This is a genomic window from Spirosoma humi (genome assembly GCF_054776575.1).
This window is the reverse complement of the sequence record NZ_BAAHBR010000015.1, coordinates 187,962-211,191: the sequence shown is the minus strand read 5'-3', so window position 1 is coordinate 211,191 and position 23,230 is coordinate 187,962. Positions and strand designations below refer to the sequence as shown.

The following is a 23,230-nucleotide window of genomic DNA, read 5'->3' as shown; positions in this document are numbered from 1 at the left end:
ATTTTTCAAGGAGGCCACCCGCCTGCCGGTGTTTAGCATTTTGCTAACGTTTCGGGGAATAGTTTCTTAACACAAAATACATTATATAACACCCCTCGAAATTGTCCTACCTTTTTGGTCGAATCGGGGGGTGTTTATTTTCTTGTACTTTCCCACGATCAGACCCGCCACAACACCACTTCGGTCGGAATGATCTTTCGGTTTACAGCCAGACTCGCTTTCACCGAGCCGACCAGGTAGTTGACCCCCTTGATGTGTACTTTCTTGCGGAATGAGAAAAGCGCTAAATCCGATGGGGTTAAATAAACCATCTTGGTCAGCGAAAACGTGTCATCCTTAAAGGCCTCGAAGCGCCGATACTCGGCATCGACCAGGTTGTTGGTACCATGCCACGCCAGCCGGCGCGCACCCTGGGCGTTGGTCGCCGTGGGTACCCCATTCAGAACCCCATTCCAGAACAACAGCTTTGGCGTCGAGTCATTTTTGTTGTCCTTATTGTTGGGCGATATCCCCGGTTGCTGGGTCATGGCCAGGCCCGTAACCGGATTGGTCAGTAAGGTGCTGACTCGTGACTTGATCGGCACCACAGAGCCGCCTTCATTCAGGGGCGTTTCGGCGGTGGTGTAGATATCCAGGTCAGCCGGTACTGGCTTCAGCAACCCATCGTTGTTGTCGAGTTCAAAGCCAAGCTCCAGGCGGTTGGACAGTTCCGGCACTTTCGGGTTTTCTGGCCGGGCCTTGTCGGTCCAGTCCACCACGTCATTGCTGGCCAGTATGTCATCGCCAAAATCCATTATGCAGATGTTGCGCCGGACATCGAATTCGATGTATAAATTAAAGAGCCGCCGGAGGTCCATCACCAGCTGGGGCAAACTCAGGTTTGGCAGGTGATTGTTGCTGTTAATAGCCGTCAACCCATCCAGCGAAAACAGATTATACAGAATCAGCCTGGCTAAATCGGGATCTTGCCAGAAACTGCCTGCGAAGCTCCAGCCCGTCAGCTGCCCAAACTGGCTGAATACCCATTTTAAAAACGGCATGGGTACGCGCGCGTTAGTCAGATACGCGCCACTGACGTACTGATTGACCAGCCCCGTAAACCCGTCCACGGCCTGATTGCCGTAAAACTGGTCGTTCTCGATGGTGGGAAAACAGTACCGATCCGTCAGGTGGTTGGCGCTGGCCACCGGTGCGATCGCGTCGGTGGCCAGGTTCAGCTGAGCCAGGGAAAGTTTTTGGGCATCACCAAATATTTCCCCTAAATCCTGGGTGTAGTACAGGCTGAACACGTCGTCCTTCACTTCCTGAATCATCACAAAGCCTTCCTCGATCAGCTGCGAGAACAGGTATTTTTCACACCGGTATTTGCGGTTAGTGTAGCCGATGGGGGCCTGGTCGAAATATCCGAACAGCTTGCGGTTGGTGGGCGTGATGGGTAAATCGAACCCGTACACCCGACTGCCCTGGAGTTCGGCAAAATCAAACAGCGGATTATACCGCTCTAAGGTTAAGGTCGTGGCTGACACCAGGTCAGCCGACTCCCCATTAATTCGAATATCGAGCATTACTTGAAGTTTGATTTATCGACAATGACGTCGATTTGATTCCACACATTGATTACATTCTGTAGGCTCACGCTCAGGTTCTTTTCCGAAATGATGCGCAGTAAGGTGGTATGCATCCCCTGCTCGTTTTTGCTCATCGTCAGAATGTTCTGTACCGTCCGAAGTTCCGTCTGGCTGATGGTCTGGAGGTTGGTCAGGTCCGTATGCGTAGCTTGCTGGAGGGCTAGCAACTCAGATTTAAGAATGGTCTGAAGCTGGGCAAAATTCAGTTTCGTTTCCAGGGCTAGCTGGTAGGCTTGTTTTTCCTGCTGGAAAATCAGGTTCTCCAGATCGTCATGCACCGACAACTGTAAGTTGGTCAGGTCCGTATGCATGAGTACCTGCGTAGACAACGAGTCGGTATGCATCCCTTTTTGCAGGGCATTGACTTCCGTTTTTGTTGTGGTCTGGAGGGCCTTCAGATCATCGTGGGTCAATTTCTGTAGTTCATCAAAACCGGTTTTGGTCGTGGTCTGCAAGGCTGTCACATCCGTATTGATGCCGAATCGAAGCGTCATCAAACCCAGTGCGAGTGCTTGCCGAAGATTAACAAATTCGTCCGTCAGGTCTTTACCCAGGCTGGGTAATTCAATCTTCATGGTGCCCTTTAAATCAACCAGATCAGCATGGATAACCTGCCGAAGCGCCAGCGAATCAGCGGCACTATCTTCCCTAAGGACATCCAGATTCGTAACCAGACTATTCACCAGGCGGAATAACGAATTTGACAGGGAGGTATCGAGATCCCGCGCGTTCAAATCGGCTTGTTGTTTCAATAACAATAAGGTGTCATTGAGCAATTTGATGCCGTCTACCGTCGCCAGCGTATTTTTGCCGATCGCTTCCATCATGGCCTGGCTTTTGTCGATTTCGGCCTGATAGTCGCTGTTGTCCATTTCGGTGGCCGCCGTGTTGGCATCGTCCATCCAGCTGCTGCCCGGCGAATCAACGGCGGGTGGTGTTTCGTCGCTCGGGCCGCTACTAAACCCACCCGAGCTATCGCCACGATACACACTGTTTTCGTGGTCCTGGTAATTATAGCCGCCCCCATCCTCGAACATCAGACCACCCTGACGCATCACCGGTGCTCCATTCCGGTGCAAACTGGAGTGCAACAAACTGTCGACTATACCGCGGTTATTGCGGTAGGTGTTTCGGCTCAGGACCATGATCGGTTCCCCCCCTTCCATTTCGGCTACTTCTTCGCCCGTATCCCGACGGGTGATCGACAGGCCAGAATCGCCGTAGCTGGAGCCGTGGCGAGGGCCGTCCGGAACACCGGCGTTCCGGATTTTACCACCACTGGCCAGGCTGGGCGGTTGCTGGCTTTTGATGGCCGCAATCTGAATGCCGGCACTTACGGCAGCCCCAGCTGCCGCAATCAAGCCGAACGGCCAACCAAGCATGGCCAGCGATTTCAACGCGGCCTGGAGACCATTAATAATAGCCAGGGCAATGTCGATTTTCTGTTGCCGTTTGAAGGCCTCCAGCTGGGCGGCTTTCATTTTGGCATCAGCTGTTTTATTGATCGAATCAATTCCTTTTTCGTATTGGTCCTTATTGATCAGCCCTTTGTCGTACTTGTCTTTCCAGGCGGCTAACTGCGTTTTTTTCTCTTTATCGATATTACTCAGTTCCTTATTGAGTGCGGCCTGGCTCAAGTTCGATAGGGCCTGAAGTCCCGCCACGGCATAGCTACCGACCTTATCAATTTTGTCGATGTTGGCCTTCTGTGAATCGGTGAGATGCTTTTTCTCACCGGCCAGTTTCTGAGCCAGAGAGTTGGTGAAGGTGGTAAAGTCACCACTCATCAACCCCTTAATGGCATCGAACCAGGCTTGCTGATTTGCCTTCCGGGCATCGAGCGCGGTCTTCTCGATGTTCTTTTTGTCGGTTTGAAAGGTATTCTCAGCAGCGGTTTCGTGGGTACGACGATTCTGCTCGGCAGCCATATACTGTTGGCGAAACTGATTCTCCAGACCGTCGATGGTTTGCCCTTTCTCCTGGGCGGTGCGGATAGCATCGGCTTTTTCTTTGTTGAGTTTATTTACTTCAGCTGTATACTGATCATTGATCTTCCGGAGCGTTTCGGTGCGCTCCAGTTCGATCAACTGCATGGCCATCGTTTTGCGCTGGCTGTTCTTCAGGGTTTCGTCGGCCAGCTGTTTTTCTAATGCCTGGTGAGCGGCATCGTAACTGGCGGTCGCCACGGCGTTGCTGGTAGTCCGCTCCCTGGCTTCGCGATCAACGCGGGCTTTCTCTTCCTCAGTTGCTTTTTTTGTACGAGCATCGGTTTCAGCCTTGGTAATATCCCGGAGCATCTGCTCATTGAGTGCCTTTTCCCAGACGGCTTTCACTTCAGCACTGGCCTTGCTGGCCATCATCGCTTCGACTTCCGAATCACGTTTGGCCCGGATGGTGGCAATAGTACGCGTCAGGTCATCTTTGATGCTGGCAATCCGCAGGGTCTCAATCTGTTTTAAGGCCTCATTATTGGCCTTTACCGCATCATCGGCCAGTTTCTTTTGATGGTCAGCCTCCTTTTTTTGTTCAGCAGCCCGGTGTTTACTGGCCTGGTCGGCCTTTTTATCCAGGGCTTTCTGATCACTGGCCGTCACTAAGGTGACCAGTTCCCCCGCATTTTTGGTTTCAGCCGTTTTCTTATCATTCAACAGTTTCTGGTGCGATGCCAACACTTTGGGCTGCCCTTCGGCCAACTTATCCCCGTAGCCTTTATTGAAGGCATCCCCGATCTGACCAGCGGCCTGTTTGGTTTTGCTGACCAACGTGTCCAGGTGCAGGAATGAACTGATGGTCGAGCCAATCTCCTTAATCTTGGTAATACCCGTATCAATCACGCTCCAGAAGCTGGACAGGGCCGACCGAACGGGCGTCAATGCTGTTCCAATCAAGGCCAGGCCGTTCGAGGCAAATGCGACAATAGCCTGGTGAATCGACACGACAAACGCAATGCCCTCGTCGAAAATATCCCAGAGCGCACCCGCCAGCCGGCCAGCCGTCTCCAGTGCCGGGCGCATGGGTTCAAGCCCCTTCTGAATCCAGTCAACAATAGCGGATGTGATATCTCCAGCGATGCCCACGCCCACTTTTATCCCTTCCCATAGGCCATTGAGTACACCCCGAACAGTTTCGGAATTATTATACAGAGCCGTAAACCCAGCAACCAGTAGGGCCACGGCTGTTACGATCAGGGCAATGGGGTTGGCGGTCATGGCCGCATTCAGGAGCCACTGAGCTGCGGTGGCCGAGTTGGTCCACACGAGTCGGGCTTTCTCAGCTGCGGCACTGGCAATGCTATTGTAAGTAGCAACCACCAGATTGGCATTCATCGCCAGAATGGCAACTCCCAGGGCGGCAAAACTTGTGCGGTTTTCACTAACAAATTCGGGAATAGCCCGAATAATGTTGACGAAGGTGACGATCCCACGCGTACCCAATGTAATGGCTGGAAGCAGGCCCTGTCCGATTTCGGTAGCAATCAACGCCAACGATTTCTGCGACTTCTCGTATTGAGCCGCAGCCGTTTCATTCATGGTGTTAAACTCGTCACCTAAGCTAGTGCCTTCGGCAAAAGCTTTATTGGCTAACTCCTGTTTGTCGGTGACCAACTGGGTCTGATCCTTCAACAGCGACATTACTTTGATCGATTCCTGCGATTTGATACCCAAATCATACAGGCGCGTGGCCAACTGATCAGCAGGCACACCTTTTAAGCTGTTCGCCAGTTCCAGGATAAACCGGTTAGGATCGGTATTAATGATCTTCTTGAATTCATCATCGGTATAGCCTAACTGCTGGGCAAACGTAGCGGTATCCTTAGCAGCCGTCAACAGAATATTGGAAAGGCCACCGGCGCTGATCTCGGCCGACAAACCAAGTTCCTGGAATGCGGCACCGAGGCCCATTGTCTGGGTGATCTGGGGACTTAGGTCACCCAACTGGCCCATGCGCGCGGTGAACTCGGCAATGACCGGACCCGTAGCCGAACCGTCAGCCCCTAACTCATTAATGGCTGAGCCAATGCGGTTGATGGCGTCGCCATATTTAAGCTCATCCGTTTCATTGAACAGTTTTTTGAGTCCCCCTAACTTACTGGCGGCTTCTTCGGCTCCGCCCGAAAACTCATCTCCCAGGGCAACCGCAGCCATATCTGTCGACTGAACAAACCCTAACAATTCCTCGTTAGCCACACCCAGCTGACCGCCGATCTGGGCAATCTCCATCAGGCTTTCTTTGGTAGTACGGGTGTCGATTTTATCAAGCTCTTCCGACAACCCCTGAACCTGTTCGGTGCTCAACTGGGTTGCTTTGGCAACACTACCCATCATATCAGACAACTGTAGCGCCTTCTGAATGCCATCCTGAACGAAGTTGAACGCACGTTCCAGCAATTCAGTAGCACCGAAGCTGGCCATGTAGCCGGCTGCGGTGGCCTTCGCGCGTTCCCACAACGAGGGTTGCTTTTCAACTTCCTCGTTGACACCCCGAATGGTCTGTCGATGTTCAGCCAGAACGGTGTTTACTTCGGCCAGTTCAGCGGCTTTCTTCTGATAGGCTTCGGTACCAGGCGTCAGGTCACGAATTTCCCGGTTCAGCTGGCGGTAGTAGCCCTGTAGTTGGTTGACCGTCATGCCGGATACGCCCATCTCTTCGCGCACATTTTTAATGGCGAGTTCGAGTTGTTTAATATCCTCCTTATTGTTGGCCCATTCCTGGGTACCCCGCTCAACTGTTTTTTGAGCCTCCTTGACTTCGTTCAGCTTTTGTTCGAGTTCACCCAGTTCATTGCGAACGGGTTTGCCATCGAATTTGAGCGTGAAGAGCGCTTCTTCCTTGAGTTGCATAGTTCGGACCAGCGTTCTGGCTGGCAGTGATTTACCAGCAGCGAAGAAAAGCAACCGCGAAGGGAGTAGATAGGACGGAAGCCCTGGCTCAAAGACTGTGTTTTACTGTTTGTAAAATAAGGAATTAAGTGACAAACCGGTGGTTATATACCGAAAAGTAAAGTGCTCATTTAAATAATTAAATTAAACGCCAATGCCTTTAATTTAGGGTCATTTTTACCGTAGCTAATACGACAGGGAATGAAAATAGTCTCATTTAGGAATCTTTTATCGAGGGCCAGAGGTAATCTGGATCAGTATGCTCAGGCCGTACTTTACCTGCCATTAGCTATCGGTATCATTACCCTTTTTGTCTTTTTTTTTCGACTCTGGGAGGTAGACAGTATTATCGTTTCTTACACAAGAATAGACCCCGACGAGTTGCCCAAGCCGCTGGAAATGGCTATCAATTTAACTATCGAGCTTAATAAATACGTCATTTCAATTGGTACAGGTTTATTCGGTCTGGTAGGGTTTTTCTTCAAGGATTATGCCGCCAAGCTAACGGTACGTTCAATCAATATGGCTTTTCTATTGGCCTTACTCCTCCTTGGGCTAGGGGGGTTATATGCGTTTACTATATATACCGAATTAACAAATAGTTTGTCGCAGGGAGTGTATGCATTAAATCCTGGAAACAGTAGAATACTGGCTTATATAGAATTAGAATTCATTTTATGTTTGGGTGCCTCCTTATCCTTAGGAAGCATATTCGTTGCTTTTCAAATATCACGACCAGTTACCGAAAGATGACATGAAAACTTTGTATTTTATTATTGTCTGTGTGGCCCTAATGAGTATTTCACCAAAACTATATGCCCAACTAACTGGATCTGGGTCATATGAGATTGGAACAGTGAAATCAGGTGTCAGCTCTAAAGCAACTAAACAGACGAAGTCATCTACTACTAACACGAAAAGTACTAAAGAGTCGGCTCCTGCTTCAAAGAGCCGTGATGTTAAAAGAAATGATAAAAAAAGAGACAATGAGTCGAGTAGCAGCGGCACAACAACGGGCAGCACATCGGGTAGCACAATGAGCAGCGGCACAACAACAGGTAGTACCTCGGGTAGCACAATGAGCAGCGGCACAACAACGGGTAGTACCTCGGGTAACACAAAGAGTAGTGGCCCAACATCGGGTAGCACAATGGATGTTTATAAGCCCAGTAAATCCCTTGCTGATGAAGTTAATGAGAACAACAGCACAACGCGAGCAGTAGAATCTAACTCTTACCCAGCATCCGCTTCCGGTCAAACTCAAAACCAGGGTAATAGATCATTAAAATCTATTGAGCATCGTCTGAAAGAAGAATGGAGCTTTCAGCCGGAAAGAATAGACGATCAGACATTAACTGGTTTGCAACTTAGGGCAATCATGAATATTAGCATGAAAGAAAAAGAAGCGGGCCAAACGTTGAAGATAGAAGCCTATAATGTTTTGATAGACAAACTGAAAACTCTTACCCAGCAGGGTGTAATGGGCGAGGATTTTTCATGGACCGATATGGCAGAACTAAACTCACAATTTGTTGATAAGGTATTTAACGAGATAGGGACAGCCAGAATTGATCTGATTGATGCAGCCGCTATGGAAAAATATTGTATCCCTTTTTTTTACCCGATTGTTGATGTGACAGTTGTTTCAACAGAAGACAAATTAATGGTAACGATTGATGGTATAAATGACTTCTCATCATTGACGAAATTCACACACCCATTTGAAAGTGGCCGAGCGTATACATTTAATTTCATAAGAAATGGAAAGAAAATTATTACTAAAAAGTACATGGTAACCAGTTTTCCCAAGCAACAATTAATAAAACAGGTTATTCCCCATTGAGCCAGTCTATTGCTCAAAAAGCTGCTTTATGGCCTTCAGGATCGGTTCAGGCATGGCTTCCAGCAATTTGTACGATGTTTCATAAATGAGCTTGCCCCGAACCGGATTGTAAAAAGCATTTTTGGTGCCACCCCGTTTAACGCCCATCCGGAGACGGTTCATGGCGATGCCCCAGGCGATGCGGTTGATCGCCCTGGAGTCCGGAATGTACACCCGCCACTTCGAATCTTTGATGTAGCCAGGCACATGACCGAATTTATCCAGACCCACATCTTTCACGTACTCCTCCAGCACGTCGATGGGCGGCATCTTGCCATACAGTAGCTGCTTCATATCCTTAAAGCGGCCATAGTCGGCAAAACCAATGCTGAATTCGGCATACATATCCCGGCCGACGACAATCGACTGTTGCCGGAGCGAGTCGAGCAGTTCCCCGGTCACTACGTAACCCGCCTGGCGTAGTTTGGCCTGCATCACCATGGTCGCTTCGGCCACGATGGCGCCCACCACGTCGGTGGCGATCTTCTCAAACTGCTGTTCGGTTAATTGTACGCCCGTTGCCATTACAGATCAGTTAGTTGAACGTAGATCTTATCCAGTGCTGAAATGGGAACATAGCCGTCTGCTCCGTTTGGCGTAGTGCCAAAAAATGACTGATAATCGTACCCATCCCGGTTGAAATTATAGGTGTAATCGCGGAACATAACCCCATTTACGTAAATCCGCATCCGGGCGGCCTGATAAGGCGTTCCGTAGGATTTGATGCGCCATTGGTAACCGTTGTAGCCCACCGAGGGAAAGTTCAGGTCATTGCTGCCCTGGGGAAAAATAAACGAACCGGTGTTACCCTGCATACTCCAGTCGTTACCCATAAACTCCGGATCGGCGGTTACAATGCCAATACGCGCGGGCAGGTTGCTCCGATAGTGCCAGCGGTTAGCCGGTACCGTGTAGGCATACAGGGCCGGATTGAGCAAACAGGAACCATACTGGTTGGCATACTCCTGGGTATCCATCACCGATAGGGCGCTATCAATCCGGCTTTGAAGCTGATCGGCTGTTTCGGCACCATATGTCCCGGCTGGTATGGTCAGGGTGGCCGTAGTTGGCTCCTGATCGGCACCACAGTTGTTCCGTCGATACGAGCCCGATTTGGTAATCAGGGTGTTCAGGAAGGGTGTCGTGTTGCACACGCCCGACAGGGCCGGGGCGGTGTAGCCCAGGGTGCCGGGCGTGTTGGCCTTGCTGCGCCGGGGTTTGACCAACGTAAAGTCATCCGAGTAGCGAAGCTCCAGTTTAGCGGCTGCCATGTAGCCGGTGCGTACCCCGTTCTCGTTGATCAGACAGTAATTGTTGGCAGGTACCCACTGCGTGGGCCGTCTGGCCACGGTAGGAGCCGAAGGCAGGGCACTATAACCCACTTCGCTTTTGGCGTACTGAAAGGCCAGCGTCCTGCCGGCCAAATCTTCATCATCGGCCCGCAGGTTCAGACTGGCATCATAGGGTACCAGCGCCACGAACCCTTCCTGCACCGCCACGTAGATTTCTTCGGTCAGCGTCAACTCGCTCAAATAGTCGAGCAATTCACCATCGAGCAACCCGGTGTTGACCGTCAGGATTTTTGCTCCCCGCCGATCGCGGCTGAACAGTTCGGCCGACGTGGGTAGGTAGTCAGGAGCCAGCACCCGCTGGGCCGACGTGCCCGTCACGGTCAGGGTGCGGCCACTGGCCCCCGTACACCGCAGGGTATCGTAGCCGCCGAGCGAGTTGGCGAACAACAGAAAACACGTATTCGGTTCATAATCTCGATTGACCCAATACGTCCGGATTTCGCTTAACCGCTGAGCCGATTCATTCGACACCCACACCTGGTAGCTCATCACCTGTTTGCCGGTGATGGTTTCGCGGCCGACGATGCCCGATGATGTAAACCCAACGGGCATGCTATAAACCCCATACTGTGACACGTCGGTCATTTTAAACAGGGTCAGGGTTTCGGCACTGCCATCGGTATAGGTCACTTCCGCGCGCAACCACAGTTCAGCCGGTTTGGGCGTAAAGTTGACCAGGTAATACAGAAACTCGGGTTGGTTGGTTTCCACCCACTTTTCAGCCGGTTGCCAGGTCAGAAACTGCCGACTCGTGGCCAGGTACTGCGTAAAGAACTGATCTTTCCACCCCGTAAATTCATCGACGCTCAGCGATCCCTTCAGGGCGTACTCCAGCGCAAGCGTTTTATCCGAGCCGGCCACCAGTACCCCTGCATTCTTAACGTATACGTTGGCCAGGTAGGGCGTTACCTGACCCGTACAGGCGGTAATGCCCTCCTGATCGGGGGCGGGGATGGTGCGGCTCAGGTAGTCATCCAGGAAAACGGCTACGTCGAACGAGGCACCAGGATAGATATCAGCCCCCAATTCGGTGCGTTTGGGCAATTCCCGCGCGGGGATGGTGATCAGTTCCTCGTACTCACCGGAGCCGGGTGCTTTGGGTTTCTTGATGCACAGATAATACACCAGGTCCGCGCGCGAACTGATGCTGTCCGGAGCGGCATCAATGGTGTAGGTAATCTGGTTTCGGGACAACCGAAGGGGTAAAAACGAAAGGGTAGCAAGTGCGTCCATTAGGGATAAAGTAAATGAGTGGCAGGAACGGAAATGTCGATATCTACATAGTGCCCTTCCAGATTGACGTTGGCCAGCATTCCAATGGGGAAAATCCGGTCTACCGGCATAACCACCAGGTCATAGCTATCACCCTGGTCTTCAATTTCCTGCTGAGCGGCTTCAGCGGCCAGGTCCAGACGGCCGAGTAGGGCCATCATCAGCAGCAGGGTCTGATTTCGGGTCTCCAGACCGGCTCTGGCCCCAGCGCCATCCGGCTTTTTGGCGACCGTCAGCGAACACAGAAACGTGATCATCCCATCTTTGCGGCCTGCTTCGGCTACCTGAAGGAAGGCGGTGGTGCCTTTATAGTGGTCGGTGTAGTAGCCCGAAATCTCGTCCACGGCCTTTTCCCCATTGGACAGGGGCAAAAAGAAATCAATGCCTGATTCTTGGGCTACCACGCTCTCAATAAAGTCATTGAGCGTTATCAGATCAGTTATTTTCATGGGCTTGCTTGGTTTGTTCAGCCCGTTCCTGATTATCCAACAGGTCATCGAGCAGGGTGGCAAATAGGAGGTGTGCAGGGGTGCTGCACACTTTATCGAAATCGCCAAAGTGTCCCTCTTTGGCCACGTTTTTAATGAGCATCACCCAGCCACGGCCATCGCCATAACGGGGTTCTTTCTTCCCACCGAACAACTCACCGTACTGGCTTAAAAACTCGTTATTCATCCGCTCGAAGTAATCCAATACGACCAGCTTGGTTTGGATATCCAAATCAGCCAGGGCTTTGGCCCGGTCGCTCATGCGCTGCTCGGTAAACTCTTCGCGCACGTCGCCATTCCAGTCTTTGGATTTCTGGAACTTCCGCCAGTCTTTTCGACGTGGCCGGCACAGGGTAGCAATTAACCGGTCGAGAGCTTCCGGAGCCGGTTCGTCGGGGTGGGCAAAATCGGTAAAGGCCATGTTGGAAAAGGCCACTTCAATGGCCGACGTGTCGCCAAAGTCAGGAGCCGGCAGATGGTAATTGACGCCCTTATGGGCAAATACATCAATCGGGGGTTTGCCAACGGGTCGGGTGCTAAAGAGCCAGCTAAATTGCTGCCGCAGTTGGCCCCACTGCCAGTGCGACAAAACCAGCTTCGCCCATTTCGCCTGACTCATGCCCAGCCAAACCCGGCAGGCTGCGGCTTCATTGTCGAGCGTTTCATAGGAGCCATCGGCCTGGAGCCTGGGGCACATGATCAGCTGTTTGAACTGTTCTGGAGTCAGCTCTTTCCATTCTTCCGCTACCTGGTAGGTCTGACGGCCAAAATCAATAGTTTTCATGCTGGTTGGGGTTTATCGGGTTCTGGTCGGGTTGGGCAAGGCTTATCGATACCTAATTCTTTACGCAATTCATCCCGACACTCCAGGCGATGTACCCGGCGCTCCAGGTCATCAACTTTCTTCAAGAGTCCCTGAACATACTGCCAGACATACTGCCCAAAGAAAGCGGCCAGACCCAAACTAAGGGCCTGGCCAGCTAACGAGGTAATGATGTTGATTAAGGTCTGTGACATTAGGTTAGCTTTCTTAATTGACGAAAGGCCAAATCTAGCTTACCCGAATACGCGGGGTTAGGACAGAAACGCCGACGGATGTGAGCCAGATAAGCCGCCCTGGAGCGCAGGTCATATTTAGCGATCACCTGTTGCTCATAGGCTCCGTAATCAGCTAGGCTAGTCGATTCGTTTTTGTACCGGCAGTAATTGGCCGCGGATAGACTCGCATAGAAACCGCGCCCGTTTTTCTTCATCCCAAATAGGTTAAAGCCAGGTGGTGGCGTCCACCAATAACCAGTCTCAACCGCACTAATAGCAAAGGCTACGTCAGGGTAGACATAGCCTTTGCTCCGGATCAGCCGCCAATAAGCCTGAACTTTATCGCTAGGTAGGCTGCTGCTGCGATTCGAACGGCCCAATTCTCCAACCTCGCTGCGCGCAACTTCTTCCGGTAGGCTTCGGCCCGTTCGTTGGCTTTCACCGACTCGTCCGATTTTGCCTGTTGCCGGTTGTTCAACTGCGTAATCGTCTTGTCCTGGGCAGTTATGGCCCGGCTCTGCTGAGCGAGTAACGTATCCTGGGACTTCACCACGTCGAGCAGCATGATCAGATCGGCTTTGTCCTTCAGCACCTGACGCGCGCCCGCTTCGGTTAACCGGATCGGCTTGGGGTCCATTGCCTGAACCGGCAGGCGTACCTGTGGCCCCACTCGTCGGCTGCTGTCGGCCAGGGCGGTTATTGTACTGGCGGTCGATCTCAGACTGGAGAGCATCACCAGACAGAGAATCAATGTGCCGGTGGCGAGCCTGACGCTTTTTATCCAGCGATCGTAACCGGGCTTCGTGAGCTTGTGACTGTTCATATAAGCGTAGATTTAATTTGCCCTGACCCTCCAGGTTCTTGTAGTACTGGGTCGAATCCAGGCTCCAGCCCTTTGGCTGGTGATTGGACCACAGCAGATGCGCACACAGTACCGCCAGAACCAGCTGAGCAATGATGGCCACAGCGAACAGCCAGGCAGGAACGGATAGGTTCTTCATGATTCGGGGACAAAGCGGATGACATTTCGGACGTAATTCTTTGGGCGTGGAATGTTGGTATACACACCCTGCATGTTGTTCCCTGCGGTGGTGTTGCCACCGGTCGCAAAAAAGACGCGTATGCGCGGGTCGAGTGGCCACTGCGAAACAAACTCAACATGGCTCCAGGGCCGGAAGGTCACCACGTCGCCAGCGATCGCATTGGAGCCGGGCGGCAGGCGTAGTTTCTTCATGGCGTTGTAGCTGGCCACCGATGCCAGGTTCGACCCTTTAGGGGTGGGTACCCCGCATTGCTTCAATACCCACCCCACAAAAGCCCCACACCAGGGCTTGGCACTCGCAGAAATGCGTTCCGGATGCGCCCAGCCGATCGACCGAAAGTAAGCGTCTATCTGGGGGTGGTCGTTTCGGTTCGACTTTTCCCGCACAAAGCCCTGACTATTGGCCGTTTCCAGCAGACAAATACGCTTTTTGTTCAGCGAGTCTAGGCGTACAGAGCCTGGTAGAAGCTGGCAAAAAGCTGCATGAACATAAAGAGTAGCCCAAATAAGCAGGCTAAAACGGCCCAGGCGGGGGACTCGTTGAGTAGTGTTTCCAGCGAACGCTCGGAATCGATTCGATTGTGCCATATACGATATAATTGAGGGAATGCAACGCGTAGGAAAAAGACACCGACCAGAAACGTCAGGAAGGTCAGCGTAAAGGAGAGCAGCCCACGAATGGGGGCATTGGCGATCATACTCTGCCCCATCGAGTTCATGGGATCAGACGCCACCGACGAGCCAAAAAAGCAGGTCAGCCCCAGAAAGACGACGAACAGGCCCACAATCAACGAGAGGGCTCTATTGGTTGACAGGGGAGCCAGTATAGCCTTTCCCGTCGCTGGCGTTAGGGGGGCTGGTTCGTTCAGATTCAATTCGACCCCCAGCTGGGCAGCTTCCATTTCGGCGTCTTTCGCCTTCCGGAGAAAATCTTTCGCCCGAATCGGATCGAGGCTGGTCTGGGCAATCTCACGCCAGTCATGGGCATCATCGAGCAGACTGGTACGCTTCTCCATTTTCTCGGTCAGGACCGCCTGAGCAGCCTGGGCTTTCTTGGCAGCGATCTGCTGTTTACGTTGCTCAATGCCTTCCAGCACCGCATTCAGCTCGGTTTCTTCGGCATCCACTTCCTGCACCAACGTGTCAGCATCAGGGGCTGTTGGTTGAGCTTGTGGCGCTTCATTGTTCAGATGAACTTCCCGAAATGAGTTACGGGGCGGTTCTTGTTTTACAGTCATTGGCTTCTCGTTTTTAGACTTCATGGAAATTTTAGGTTAGCGCATCCGGAAGATGCCTTTGTATTCAGAATTGTCGGGAAACTCGTTGGGGCCCGCAGCCTGGTAGCGGTCACTGTTTTTGTACAGCGGGTACTGATCGGCGTAGGTCGTCAGGTAGGTCTTGAGCGCATTCAGACTAGCATCAGCCTCGGTATCGGCCCGGCGCTGGGCATCCTGAAGTAGCTCCGGATCAACGGCCTTCCGGTTATAGATGCCATCGAAGTCGGACAGAAGGCGTAGTCCGCCACCCGCCAGCTGCTGCACATTGAGGTAATACAGCGCGCGGGCGTAGCCACTGGTGGCCGTGGCCTTGCTCACAGCTTCCATCAGGCGAATGTCAACGGGGTCCAGGGGCGTCGTCAGCAGACGCTTGGCTTTCAGATCATCGAACAGTTCCGAACCGATCAGCGGTTTGATCGACTGGCTTTCGGCCATGTGCAGGTAAGGCACCAGCGACAAAAACAGGGTGTAGCTGCCATTGGCCTGGGGCAAATGCTCCGTTAGTTCGGTAGCCGAAAAGATGAACAGCGCTTTGGCCCGTTTGTAGGCATCTGAACCGGTCCAGGTCGGGTAATCAGCCCGTTTACGCTCCAGGAATTGCAGGGCTGTTTCCAGCGCGGTGGACGCATTGTCGGCACTTTCCCGCTGGCGTTTGTCCAAAACACCCATGCGAACCGGTTGAGATTTATCCGTCGACTGCTCCTGCAAGCCATTATCGCCATCATTGCCCAGGCTATAGGGCAAATACTTGACGTAGGTGTAAAACGCCAGGGCGCGCTGGAGCTTGGTGAGCAGGAGCCGGTTGGCATCGGTCAGGCTCGCCTGACTAACGGAATTGAACTGCGTGTTCAACTCGTCCATCATCTCGTCGCCAATCGCCTTGCGGATAAATTCATCTTCGGCCAACTGGATATACGGCTCAATAAACGCGATCGTCGATGCGGCATTGATCGCCCGACCTAGATACAGCTTTAGGCTGTCAATGGTGTTGATAATCATTTTTTGGTGGGTTTAGCGGGGTCTTCCTGCGTATCTTTTCCACTCGTGTTACCGGTGGCCGTATTTTTCTTACTGGAGCCGCTCTTTTCCTTGTCGAGCGTTTCGAGCAGGATGTTCTTGAAGCCAAAGAAAACGTCGTCCGGAAGGCCCAATTCACGCTTAATCGTGCGGTTCCAGTAGCTTCCAACCACCTGCCGTTCGCGGGGCGTACGGTAAAACTGCTGGTATTCGGCACTCACGCGCAGTTCGGAGCCAGAGCCGCCCAGCATCTTCCCGTCGGATACGCCCGCCAGTCCGGAGAGAATACCACTCGCATTGGCAAAGGCGGTCACGGCCATCTGATACAACTCCGTGTATTCCTTGCCCGTCAGCTTGGATTCGACCGTTTCAAACTCAATGTAAGGCTGCATTTTGCCATCAATGCCCACCGCGCACTCGTCGAAAATGACCTTCCGTTTGCCTTCGGTACCGAACAGCAACTCATCGACCTGGCCGTAGAATTTTTTGCGAAAGGCATCCTTACTATCGTCGGTATCCCCACCGAATTTGTCAATGAAATTCTCGGCAACCCGGCATATCTTCGAGACATTGTACTCGGTATCGAGGCCGTTATTGTGGAACGTTGGCACGCGGTTGGCCAACCGAATCCATTCGGCAGCGGCCCACCAGATGGGAAAGCCGTAATACGACTGGCCCGTTTGCTGGCGTTTGAGTTGCACGATCGTTTCGGGGGCCATCTTGGTTTTCTCCGTCCAGGCAGGCACCGCCACCGCCTTTTTCACATGACTCCAGTCAGGAGCCAAAAGCCACGTATCCACATAGCCCTGCGTGGCCAGAGCAGCCCGCACCGTCAGGCTATCCCGGAGCGACACGATTAGGTTGCCATCTTCCCGGCTGTGGTTCACGAACGCATTGCCCGATTCGACCAGGTAGGTCATCTGCCCGTTGGCCAGTTCCTGCAAATCATTCAGCTCGTCAAAGCGTTTGATTTTGTCGTCGATGTAAGGCGTCATCACCAGGTCTTTCCCATCGAGCGAATGCTTGAACCAGCCAACACCATCCCCAAACAGGAAGTCAGCGCGCGTTTGAACCAGGTTCATCACGTCGCCATTGGAGCGATACAGGTCAATCATCTCGTTGGGCAACAGGTTGTTCTTGCCCCAGGGATAGATATTGTAGGATTTGCCATCTGCCGATACGCTTTTCTTAACCGTACCCTTGACAGAATTGGCGTCCTGATTGCCCTCAGGGAACGAAACAGATGCGGATGGTTGGCCGCTCGTCAGGAAAGCAGCGGTGCCGACTCGGGTAAGACTCATTAGAAACGATGGTCGATTGTTTTGCCGTTAAAGGATACCAGTAGCGGGATATGCAACTCAAAGCGGTTGTCATTCTGGTCAATCAGGTGGAGTTTTCCGGCCTGCCGGTTCTCCTGTTTGATCGAGGTCAAATCTTTCTTGGCGACGGTTTCCGCTGCCCGCCGGCGAACGCTGGTTTTACGACCAAATCCGCCTTCCGCTTTTCGGTACGTCAGATCGAAATAAGGCGAGTGGCCATTAAGCCCACTGGCCCGATAAGCCGCGATAACTTGAGAGAGATAAATGCCCATTGATGCCCGTTTGATACGACAATGTTCGTCTTTCTGCGGGGGGGCTGGTAGGACGAAACTTTCCAGCCGGTGTTTTTCGGCTTTTTCCGGTCAGTAGCAAGGGAATGAAATTCAGAATCAATCCATTAGCCCGCCAAGGGGGGCTAATTTCTCCGGTGAGCAAAGAGTTGACCGCCCGCGCTATGGCGAAATGGCGATCGCCAAAACGCGAAAAATGAATATATGCCGACCCCTGGGGCGCGGGTCGTGGTCGTGGCCGATGACATTTTCGACGCGGGTGCCGAAACGTGAAAAGTTGAGAAATAAAAAATCAGCATCGACGTCGATGCTGATTCCTGAGCTTATCCGATGTGGATGCCGCCCGACCTGCCCAGCCCACTGGCCGCTACGTACTTGGAATACTTCTTGAACAGAATGTAATCAAAGCAGTCGGACAGGTGAGTCGCAAACTCTTGCGGAAGATTCTTGTTTTGCTCTGACTTCTTGATCTTCTCATACGTTGTGCCGTCTATGGGCGCGTTCTGGAGTGAGATCAGTAAGGCTTTGCCTGTTGTCTCATTGATACGAATCTTAGGCAAACGCGTGTTGGTTTCTTGTAATAGGCTATTGATAACACGATAACGAACATGGTAGGGTGGATACGATTCTTGTACCTTATCAATAACTGTCCACCCCGCTTTTGTGAAGGCTGCCTTAATTAGACCGAAGTAGGTCTTATTTCGACCAGCATCCTTTTTATTGGCCCCATTATCACCATACACGTAAATAACCTTCTTTTTGTGGCCCTGGTATTTGGTGATAAAATCAGCACATAGCTTCTCTACAAGGCTCTCGGTAGCGGTCTTCACAAACAGCACGTCATTGAATCGGTACTCCGAAACGAAGTCCTGAGCCACGATCATCGAGGTGAATTCAGCGTTAAAATCCCAACTTGATTCAATGGGTTTATTCGGGTCGTAATCGGTGCGCTCATGGACATACAGCCTTGACACTTCATCGAACTGATACCCATAGCCCTGGCTGTAGGTGTGGCGGTTGGTATCCAGGGCGTGGTAGAATCCGTTGGCGATCCGGGTTAGCCGGTGATTCAGGATCTCAATATTAAAGCTCAGCTCATCGCCACAGGCTTCCCGCTGATCTTCAATAAACGAACCCGGTAAAAACTCCAGGTTATCATACGCCGTCGATTCCAGAAAGAAGTACTTCTCTGCATTGGTCTTTTGCATTTCTTCCGTCTTATAAACCCAGTTGCCCTGAGGGAGCCAGGGTGCGGACGTGAAATCAGCAATCAGCCAATGAAGGGGGTGGTTAAAGCCTTTCCGCCCTGGGCGTGGGTCTTTATAGACGTGCTTATTCGCCCTGACCGTCGGACGGAGTACCTTATTGTAAAACGGCTCTTTTATCGTGGCACTTTCGTCAATGAACAGCTGATCGAAGTTGGCCCCCCGAATCGTTTCTTCCCGATCGGCCGACACGAACTGGCAAGTGTAGCCATTGGCGAATACCAGACAGTTATCGTAGGTTCGAACCGTGTTCAGGGCCGATTTCCAGTGCTCCGGCGGACGACGGTTAATGACGTAATGCCCAAAGCCGGTTTTGGCGTTGTACTCATGCAAACCATGCTCTTCAAACACAGAACTGCTTTGCGAAAGAATGATATCCTGAACCTGACGGTAGGTCAGGCCAGCCAGCCCAGCTTTCGCCCTGGGAAGTTGGAACGCACTCTCAGCCAGTAAATGAATCAGGGTACGGGATTTACCCGAACCCCGACCACCCTGGAACGTCGCCCGAAAGCCGGATTGATACGCCCGGCCTTCTTTACTAAAATCAGCCTGGTTGCTGGTGGCCCGCTGGTGGAACGCCAGCTGCTTGGCATTGAGCCTGACTATCGCTTCCTTACTCAATGGGCAAGTCCTCCAGGCCAGTACCGTTATTGTTGTTGATCGTGACGTTGTTCTGCACGTATTTGACCACCCGCGCGGGCATCAGTTCGTCGGCCGTCAATGGCGACTGATCATCGTGAACCTTGCTGAGTTTGGCGATTTCACGAGTGGCCGCAATGATCGCTTCTGCGTTTCTATCCTTCACGGCCAGCGACATGGCCACGTACAGGTTTTCGATCAGAATCTTACGGGTACCTTCCCGATCAATGTCATCGACCTTGCCATAAAGCTTTGTCGATTCGGACATCAACTGGTACGCCTGGGAGTATTTTAGGCCATACTCCTGCATCAACATATTGACCACCTGTTGCGGGGAGAACAGTTTACTTCGCCAGGCAAAGCATTTACGATACTTGTCCAGCGTTACGTGTTCGCTTGGCTTTAGCGGTAAGCGATGTAAGAGGTGATCTCTAAATTTGTCTAATTTGTCAACTGCCTTATCAGCTGTTATACTTATCGCCATTTGAGCTACTTAATAAATATCATTAACAACAATATTATAGGTAAACCAACAGTATCAGTAGGACAAAATATGCTTTCATATAATTGTTAGATACTCATACATCACAACTAGTCAAAACCACGCCATGAATACTGAAATTACGAAGCCAGAGGGATATAAGTTAGCCATACCAGTTGACAAGCCAAGAAAGTTATTTGAAAAACATATAGGTGAAAAGCACAATAAAAGAATATTAATTTCAGGACCTTTTGGCTCTGGTAAAACTTATTTTCTTGATCAGTTCTTTAGAGGGAATGTAGAGTATGAGGTGATTTATCTTTTACCAATAAACTATGCTGTTAGTACAAATGAAGATGTATTTGAATTGATAAAATTCGATATACTGATCCATCTACTATCAAAGCCATTAGATTACGAAAAGGATGTTTTAGGTGCATTTAGTCGCTTAGAATGGTATATACATGATAAGCCTTTAGAATTCATAAAAAACTTTATTGGTATCGCCAATAAATTAGGTCAGTCACTGCCACTGGAAGTAGGAGAAAAATTGCTAGATGCCTATACTAAAATAAATGAAGATTATAAAAAGTACGTTACTGAAAATACAGTAGATGAAAAGAAAAAGATTCTGAATTATCTAAAACTACAGACTCAAAAAGTTGGGTCTATATATGAAGAAGATGCAATTAGTGTACTTATTGGCAAGCTAATCGAGCAAATAAAAATTAAAGAAGAGAAGAAGATTGTTTTAGTAATAGATGACTTAGATCGCATTGACCCTGAGCATATATTTCGTTTGCTAAATATATTTGCTGCTCACCAGGATATACGATCTGACAATAATAAATTTAATTTTGATAAAATGATTTTTGTATGCGATGTCAATAATATTAAACAAATTTTCCATACTAAGTATGGGACCGATGTGGATTTCTCTGGATATATAGATAAATTTTACAGTAGAGAGGTTTTCTACTTTGATAATGCGGATGTTATATCGAGCTATATTAGATCTATTTTAGGGACTATATCAATTTCAGGGGAAGAGAGTGATAATTTTATGAAATATGTTTACTCCTTAAAAGAAAACAATTTTCTCGTAGCTGGAGTGTCAATTATACTTTCAAACATGGTAATGTCAAAAGTAATTAACATAAGAAAATTAGAAAGATTAATGTTTACTAATTATAGCTTCGATAGGTACGAAAAAAAATATATAATAGAATCAGAAGATAGAAATGATTCCGACTATGATATAATAAATATAATAAAATTTCTAGTCTTTGTTTTTGGAGGGAATGATGCTCTTTTAGATGTATTTACTCAAATGAGTAAAATAGAACCACTTATACCTCTAGAAAAAAAGGATGATTCTTGGAATTATGCTTTTGTAATGTCAACTCTACTCGGTAGTGCAATATCATTAATCGATATTGATATGAATAGGCACGGTCGGACTTCTGACAACAAATATGAATACTCGAACTCAGAAACAATGATGAAATTTAATTATACATTTAATGATACTTCGATAGGTCGCCGATTGTTAAATTCAGCTGGTCCCCTTGCTAAAATAACTGAAATTGAAAGTACTGGCAACTCTAATGTCAAAATCAAAAAAGTAAATTTATTCTTTTACTTAAAATTGGCTCTTCAAAAACTTAATACATTAAAGGGGTACTAGTTAAGTCAAAATTTTGATTTAAAATAGATTTATCTGAAACCTTCATAAAAGAATAATGCCACAGAAAAGAAAACTTCAAGTATTTGTTTCATCAACATTTACCGATCTTAAGGAAGAGCGACAGGCGGCTGTTGAAGCTATTTTAAAAGCCGGACATATACCTGCTGGTATGGAATTGTTTGCTGCCACTGATAAATCTCAGATGGATGTTATAAAAAGATGGATCGATGAATCAGACGCATATTTACTGTTACTTGGTGGTCGATACGGAAGTATTGAACCAGATAGTGGGAAAAGCTACACCCAATTGGAGTATGAGTATGCTTTAGAGAAGGGTAAAGCATACTTTTCGATTGTCATAAAAGAAGATTGTTTAAATCAGAAAGTAAATAAATTGGGTAAGGAGGTTCTCGAATTAGAAAACCCACACAAATACAAAGATTTTTATAGTTTAGCAACAGGAAGTATGGTTGAATTTTGGGGCGATTTGCGTGACATTAAGCTTGCTATCCATACAACTCTTTCTGAATTCAGTGATCGACCAGAACTGGTTGGATGGGTGCCTGGTAGCGAAGCTACAGACTCCGGAACCATCGCTCAGGAAATAGCTAGACTTGCTAAAGAAAATGCTGAACTACGTGCTCAATTAATACAATCACCAAAGGATAGTACAAAGTATAATGGTATATCATTTGAAGATATGTATGGGGCTTTAAATCGAGAAAAGATCAAGATCGAAGAAACGACTGAATACTATAGAGAATGTTTTACTAAAATAGCAGAAATTTTTGGTGATGAAATTGTTTCAATTCTACATATATTTTGGGTATGGAATTCTTATAAGGTTGAAAGATATTACGAAAGCAATGATAGCTTGTCTAAACAAGTCATTGACCGCATTCAGCATTATGGCTTAGTCGCGCAAGATTTAGCATCTAGTTCCTATTCAGATAGGTTTCTCTTAACAAATACTGGAAAAGAATTTTTAATAAGGTTGTCTGTAGAAAGAAATATTTTAGAAGCTGAAATTGAAATTAAAAAGTTAAAAGCAAATACACCTCAAAATGCAGAGTACGGATATTTTCTCCCCATCAAAAAAATGAGAAAGTAGGCCTTTTATTGATTTAAATGGCGAAATACTTTTTTCTTAATCCTACTGTTTAATCCCACTGGTATTACTAATCACTTTCATGGTGTTCAGACGCCTTCCAATTCTCCTTCTACAACCTAATAGGAGAGACGGTGCCTCAACAAAGAAATGTGTCCATGACGAGTTATAGTAGTCAAGTTTTACCGTACATTTGCAGCTGTCTGATTAAGAGTTGAACATCCTTGCTTTGGACACGAACCCGGTAGCTTACACTGCCGGGTTCACTATTTGAGGATATGCTTGTATTTATAAAGAGTGAAAAAAGCCCTAAATATTACTATTTAGGGCTTTTAGGTAAGTTTTAATTACTATACTAATCAGTGATAGCTTCATCTGAGACAAATACAAGTGCTTCAATTGGTAGAACTTGCGTTTGAAGGTTAAAATTCTTGTCAAACCAATAACAACTCATATTGGCGCCGTCGAAATAGTCACCTGCCGTCATTAGTAAGCCACCCGATTTGAGTTTAACAACACTGCCAGTCTTAATCTTTTCGTCATTCATACAAATTGCAATTTTTAG

The 23,230-nt window shown here is 49.2% G+C and carries 21 protein-coding genes; 4 read left to right on the top strand and 17 right to left on the bottom strand.

Annotation, left to right across the window (positions count from 1 at the left end):
* Positions 1-158 precede the first annotated feature (158 nt).
* Positions 159-1,565 (bottom strand): hypothetical protein, encoded by a 1,407-nt coding sequence (locus tag ACYU8Y_RS17185; RefSeq protein WP_460939285.1) that lies wholly within the window; start codon positions 1,563-1,565, stop codon positions 159-161.
* Positions 1,565-6,469 carry a phage tail tape measure protein gene (locus ACYU8Y_RS17180; RefSeq protein ID WP_460939284.1) on the bottom strand — a complete coding sequence of 1,635 codons (4,905 nt, stop codon included), beginning with the start codon at positions 6,467-6,469 and terminating at the stop codon, positions 1,565-1,567. Before ACYU8Y_RS17180 ends, ACYU8Y_RS17185 begins: the two co-directional genes overlap by 1 nt.
* Positions 6,470-6,709: 240 nt before the next feature.
* On the opposite strand from ACYU8Y_RS17180, the gene ACYU8Y_RS17175 reads away from it, so the two are divergent.
* Both ACYU8Y_RS17175 and ACYU8Y_RS17170 read left to right on the top strand, forming a co-directional pair.
* The gene (locus ACYU8Y_RS17175; RefSeq protein WP_460939283.1) at positions 6,710-7,261 is read left to right on the top strand and encodes a hypothetical protein; all 552 of its coding nucleotides are present in this window, start codon (positions 6,710-6,712) and stop codon (positions 7,259-7,261) included.
* A 1-nt stretch (position 7,262) separates the two neighbouring features.
* Positions 7,263-8,351: a hypothetical protein gene (locus tag ACYU8Y_RS17170; RefSeq protein WP_460939282.1), complete on the top strand. Its 1,089-nt coding sequence runs from the start codon at positions 7,263-7,265 to the stop codon at positions 8,349-8,351.
* 6 nt (positions 8,352-8,357) lie between these two features.
* On the opposite strand, the gene ACYU8Y_RS17165 is transcribed toward ACYU8Y_RS17170, so the two are convergent.
* The 14 genes from ACYU8Y_RS17165 to ACYU8Y_RS17100 form a co-directional block, all read right to left on the bottom strand.
* A complete protein-coding gene (locus tag ACYU8Y_RS17165; RefSeq protein WP_460939281.1) occupies positions 8,358-8,915 on the bottom strand; it encodes a hypothetical protein in 558 nt (185 codons plus the stop codon).
* Positions 8,915-10,975, bottom strand: a complete 2,061-nt coding sequence (locus ACYU8Y_RS17160) for a DUF5977 domain-containing protein (RefSeq protein ID WP_460939280.1) — start codon at positions 10,973-10,975, stop codon at positions 8,915-8,917. Before ACYU8Y_RS17160 ends, ACYU8Y_RS17165 begins: the two co-directional genes overlap by 1 nt.
* Positions 10,975-11,463 (bottom strand): hypothetical protein, encoded by a 489-nt coding sequence (locus ACYU8Y_RS17155; RefSeq protein WP_460939279.1) that lies wholly within the window; start codon positions 11,461-11,463, stop codon positions 10,975-10,977. The genes ACYU8Y_RS17160 and ACYU8Y_RS17155 overlap by 1 nt, the downstream gene beginning before the upstream one ends.
* Positions 11,450-12,286 carry a hypothetical protein gene (locus ACYU8Y_RS17150; RefSeq protein ID WP_460939278.1) on the bottom strand — a complete coding sequence of 279 codons (837 nt, stop codon included), beginning with the start codon at positions 12,284-12,286 and terminating at the stop codon, positions 11,450-11,452. The genes ACYU8Y_RS17155 and ACYU8Y_RS17150 overlap by 14 nt, the downstream gene beginning before the upstream one ends.
* Complete coding sequence (locus ACYU8Y_RS17145; protein WP_460939277.1) at positions 12,283-12,519, bottom strand: hypothetical protein; 237 nt, start codon at positions 12,517-12,519, stop codon at positions 12,283-12,285. The genes ACYU8Y_RS17150 and ACYU8Y_RS17145 overlap by 4 nt, the downstream gene beginning before the upstream one ends.
* Positions 12,519-12,755: a hypothetical protein gene (locus tag ACYU8Y_RS17140; protein ID WP_460939276.1), complete on the bottom strand. Its 237-nt coding sequence runs from the start codon at positions 12,753-12,755 to the stop codon at positions 12,519-12,521. Before ACYU8Y_RS17140 ends, ACYU8Y_RS17145 begins: the two co-directional genes overlap by 1 nt.
* A 101-nt stretch (positions 12,756-12,856) precedes the next feature.
* Positions 12,857-13,363: a hypothetical protein gene (locus tag ACYU8Y_RS17135; protein WP_460939275.1), complete on the bottom strand. Its 507-nt coding sequence runs from the start codon at positions 13,361-13,363 to the stop codon at positions 12,857-12,859.
* A gap of 174 nt (positions 13,364-13,537) precedes the next feature.
* A complete protein-coding gene (locus ACYU8Y_RS17130) occupies positions 13,538-13,969 on the bottom strand; it encodes a C40 family peptidase (RefSeq protein WP_460939274.1) in 432 nt (143 codons plus the stop codon).
* A gap of 56 nt (positions 13,970-14,025) precedes the next feature.
* The gene (locus tag ACYU8Y_RS17125) at positions 14,026-14,820 is read right to left on the bottom strand and encodes a hypothetical protein (RefSeq protein WP_460939273.1); all 795 of its coding nucleotides are present in this window, start codon (positions 14,818-14,820) and stop codon (positions 14,026-14,028) included.
* Between the two features lie 36 nt (positions 14,821-14,856).
* Positions 14,857-15,858, bottom strand: a complete 1,002-nt coding sequence (locus ACYU8Y_RS17120; protein WP_460939272.1) for a DUF6712 family protein — start codon at positions 15,856-15,858, stop codon at positions 14,857-14,859.
* Complete coding sequence (locus ACYU8Y_RS17115) at positions 15,855-17,177, bottom strand: hypothetical protein (RefSeq protein ID WP_460939271.1); 1,323 nt, start codon at positions 17,175-17,177, stop codon at positions 15,855-15,857. The genes ACYU8Y_RS17120 and ACYU8Y_RS17115 overlap by 4 nt, the downstream gene beginning before the upstream one ends.
* Positions 17,177-17,467 (bottom strand): hypothetical protein, encoded by a 291-nt coding sequence (locus tag ACYU8Y_RS17110; protein WP_460939270.1) that lies wholly within the window; start codon positions 17,465-17,467, stop codon positions 17,177-17,179. Before ACYU8Y_RS17110 ends, ACYU8Y_RS17115 begins: the two co-directional genes overlap by 1 nt.
* A gap of 341 nt (positions 17,468-17,808) precedes the next feature.
* Entirely contained in the window at positions 17,809-19,371 is a 1,563-nt protein-coding gene (locus ACYU8Y_RS17105) for a terminase large subunit domain-containing protein (protein WP_460939269.1), read from the bottom strand.
* Positions 19,364-19,873 carry a hypothetical protein gene (locus ACYU8Y_RS17100; RefSeq protein ID WP_460939268.1) on the bottom strand — a complete coding sequence of 170 codons (510 nt, stop codon included), beginning with the start codon at positions 19,871-19,873 and terminating at the stop codon, positions 19,364-19,366. The genes ACYU8Y_RS17105 and ACYU8Y_RS17100 overlap by 8 nt, the downstream gene beginning before the upstream one ends.
* Before the next feature lie 124 nt (positions 19,874-19,997).
* Between ACYU8Y_RS17100 and ACYU8Y_RS17095 the strand changes: the two genes are divergently transcribed.
* On the top strand, positions 19,998-21,557 hold the full coding sequence (locus ACYU8Y_RS17095) for a P-loop NTPase fold protein (RefSeq protein WP_460939267.1): 1,560 nt from the start codon (positions 19,998-20,000) through the stop codon (positions 21,555-21,557).
* 55 nt (positions 21,558-21,612) lie between these two features.
* Complete coding sequence (locus tag ACYU8Y_RS17090; protein ID WP_460939266.1) at positions 21,613-22,668, top strand: DUF4062 domain-containing protein; 1,056 nt, start codon at positions 21,613-21,615, stop codon at positions 22,666-22,668.
* 352 nt (positions 22,669-23,020) lie between these two features.
* On the opposite strand, the gene ACYU8Y_RS17085 is transcribed toward ACYU8Y_RS17090, so the two are convergent.
* Positions 23,021-23,212: a DUF2158 domain-containing protein gene (locus ACYU8Y_RS17085; protein WP_460939265.1), complete on the bottom strand. Its 192-nt coding sequence runs from the start codon at positions 23,210-23,212 to the stop codon at positions 23,021-23,023.
* Between the last annotated feature and the right edge of the window lie 18 nt (positions 23,213-23,230).

Bases quoted from the DNA above. Each gene is read 5' to 3' on its own strand.
- ACYU8Y_RS17185 (WP_460939285.1), bottom strand. From the start codon at position 1,565: ATGCTCGATATTCGAATTAATGGGGAGTCGGCTGACCTGGTGTCAGCC.
- ACYU8Y_RS17180 (WP_460939284.1), bottom strand. From the start codon at position 6,469: ATGCAACTCAAGGAAGAAGCGCTCTTCACGCTCAAATTCGATGGCAAA.
- ACYU8Y_RS17175 (WP_460939283.1), top strand. From the start codon at position 6,710: ATGAAAATAGTCTCATTTAGGAATCTTTTATCGAGGGCCAGAGGTAAT.
- ACYU8Y_RS17170 (WP_460939282.1), top strand. From the start codon at position 7,263: ATGAAAACTTTGTATTTTATTATTGTCTGTGTGGCCCTAATGAGTATT.
- ACYU8Y_RS17165 (WP_460939281.1), bottom strand. From the start codon at position 8,915: ATGGCAACGGGCGTACAATTAACCGAACAGCAGTTTGAGAAGATCGCC.
- ACYU8Y_RS17160 (WP_460939280.1), bottom strand. From the start codon at position 10,975: ATGGACGCACTTGCTACCCTTTCGTTTTTACCCCTTCGGTTGTCCCGA.
- ACYU8Y_RS17155 (WP_460939279.1), bottom strand. From the start codon at position 11,463: ATGAAAATAACTGATCTGATAACGCTCAATGACTTTATTGAGAGCGTG.
- ACYU8Y_RS17150 (WP_460939278.1), bottom strand. From the start codon at position 12,286: ATGAAAACTATTGATTTTGGCCGTCAGACCTACCAGGTAGCGGAAGAA.
- ACYU8Y_RS17145 (WP_460939277.1), bottom strand. From the start codon at position 12,519: ATGTCACAGACCTTAATCAACATCATTACCTCGTTAGCTGGCCAGGCC.
- ACYU8Y_RS17140 (WP_460939276.1), bottom strand. From the start codon at position 12,755: ATGAAGAAAAACGGGCGCGGTTTCTATGCGAGTCTATCCGCGGCCAAT.
- ACYU8Y_RS17135 (WP_460939275.1), bottom strand. From the start codon at position 13,363: ATGAACAGTCACAAGCTCACGAAGCCCGGTTACGATCGCTGGATAAAA.
- ACYU8Y_RS17125 (WP_460939273.1), bottom strand. From the start codon at position 14,820: ATGACTGTAAAACAAGAACCGCCCCGTAACTCATTTCGGGAAGTTCAT.
- ACYU8Y_RS17120 (WP_460939272.1), bottom strand. From the start codon at position 15,858: ATGATTATCAACACCATTGACAGCCTAAAGCTGTATCTAGGTCGGGCG.
- ACYU8Y_RS17115 (WP_460939271.1), bottom strand. From the start codon at position 17,177: ATGAGTCTTACCCGAGTCGGCACCGCTGCTTTCCTGACGAGCGGCCAA.
- ACYU8Y_RS17110 (WP_460939270.1), bottom strand. From the start codon at position 17,467: ATGGGCATTTATCTCTCTCAAGTTATCGCGGCTTATCGGGCCAGTGGG.
- ACYU8Y_RS17100 (WP_460939268.1), bottom strand. From the start codon at position 19,873: ATGGCGATAAGTATAACAGCTGATAAGGCAGTTGACAAATTAGACAAA.
- ACYU8Y_RS17095 (WP_460939267.1), top strand. From the start codon at position 19,998: ATGAATACTGAAATTACGAAGCCAGAGGGATATAAGTTAGCCATACCA.
- ACYU8Y_RS17090 (WP_460939266.1), top strand. From the start codon at position 21,613: ATGCCACAGAAAAGAAAACTTCAAGTATTTGTTTCATCAACATTTACC.
- ACYU8Y_RS17085 (WP_460939265.1), bottom strand. From the start codon at position 23,212: ATGAATGACGAAAAGATTAAGACTGGCAGTGTTGTTAAACTCAAATCG.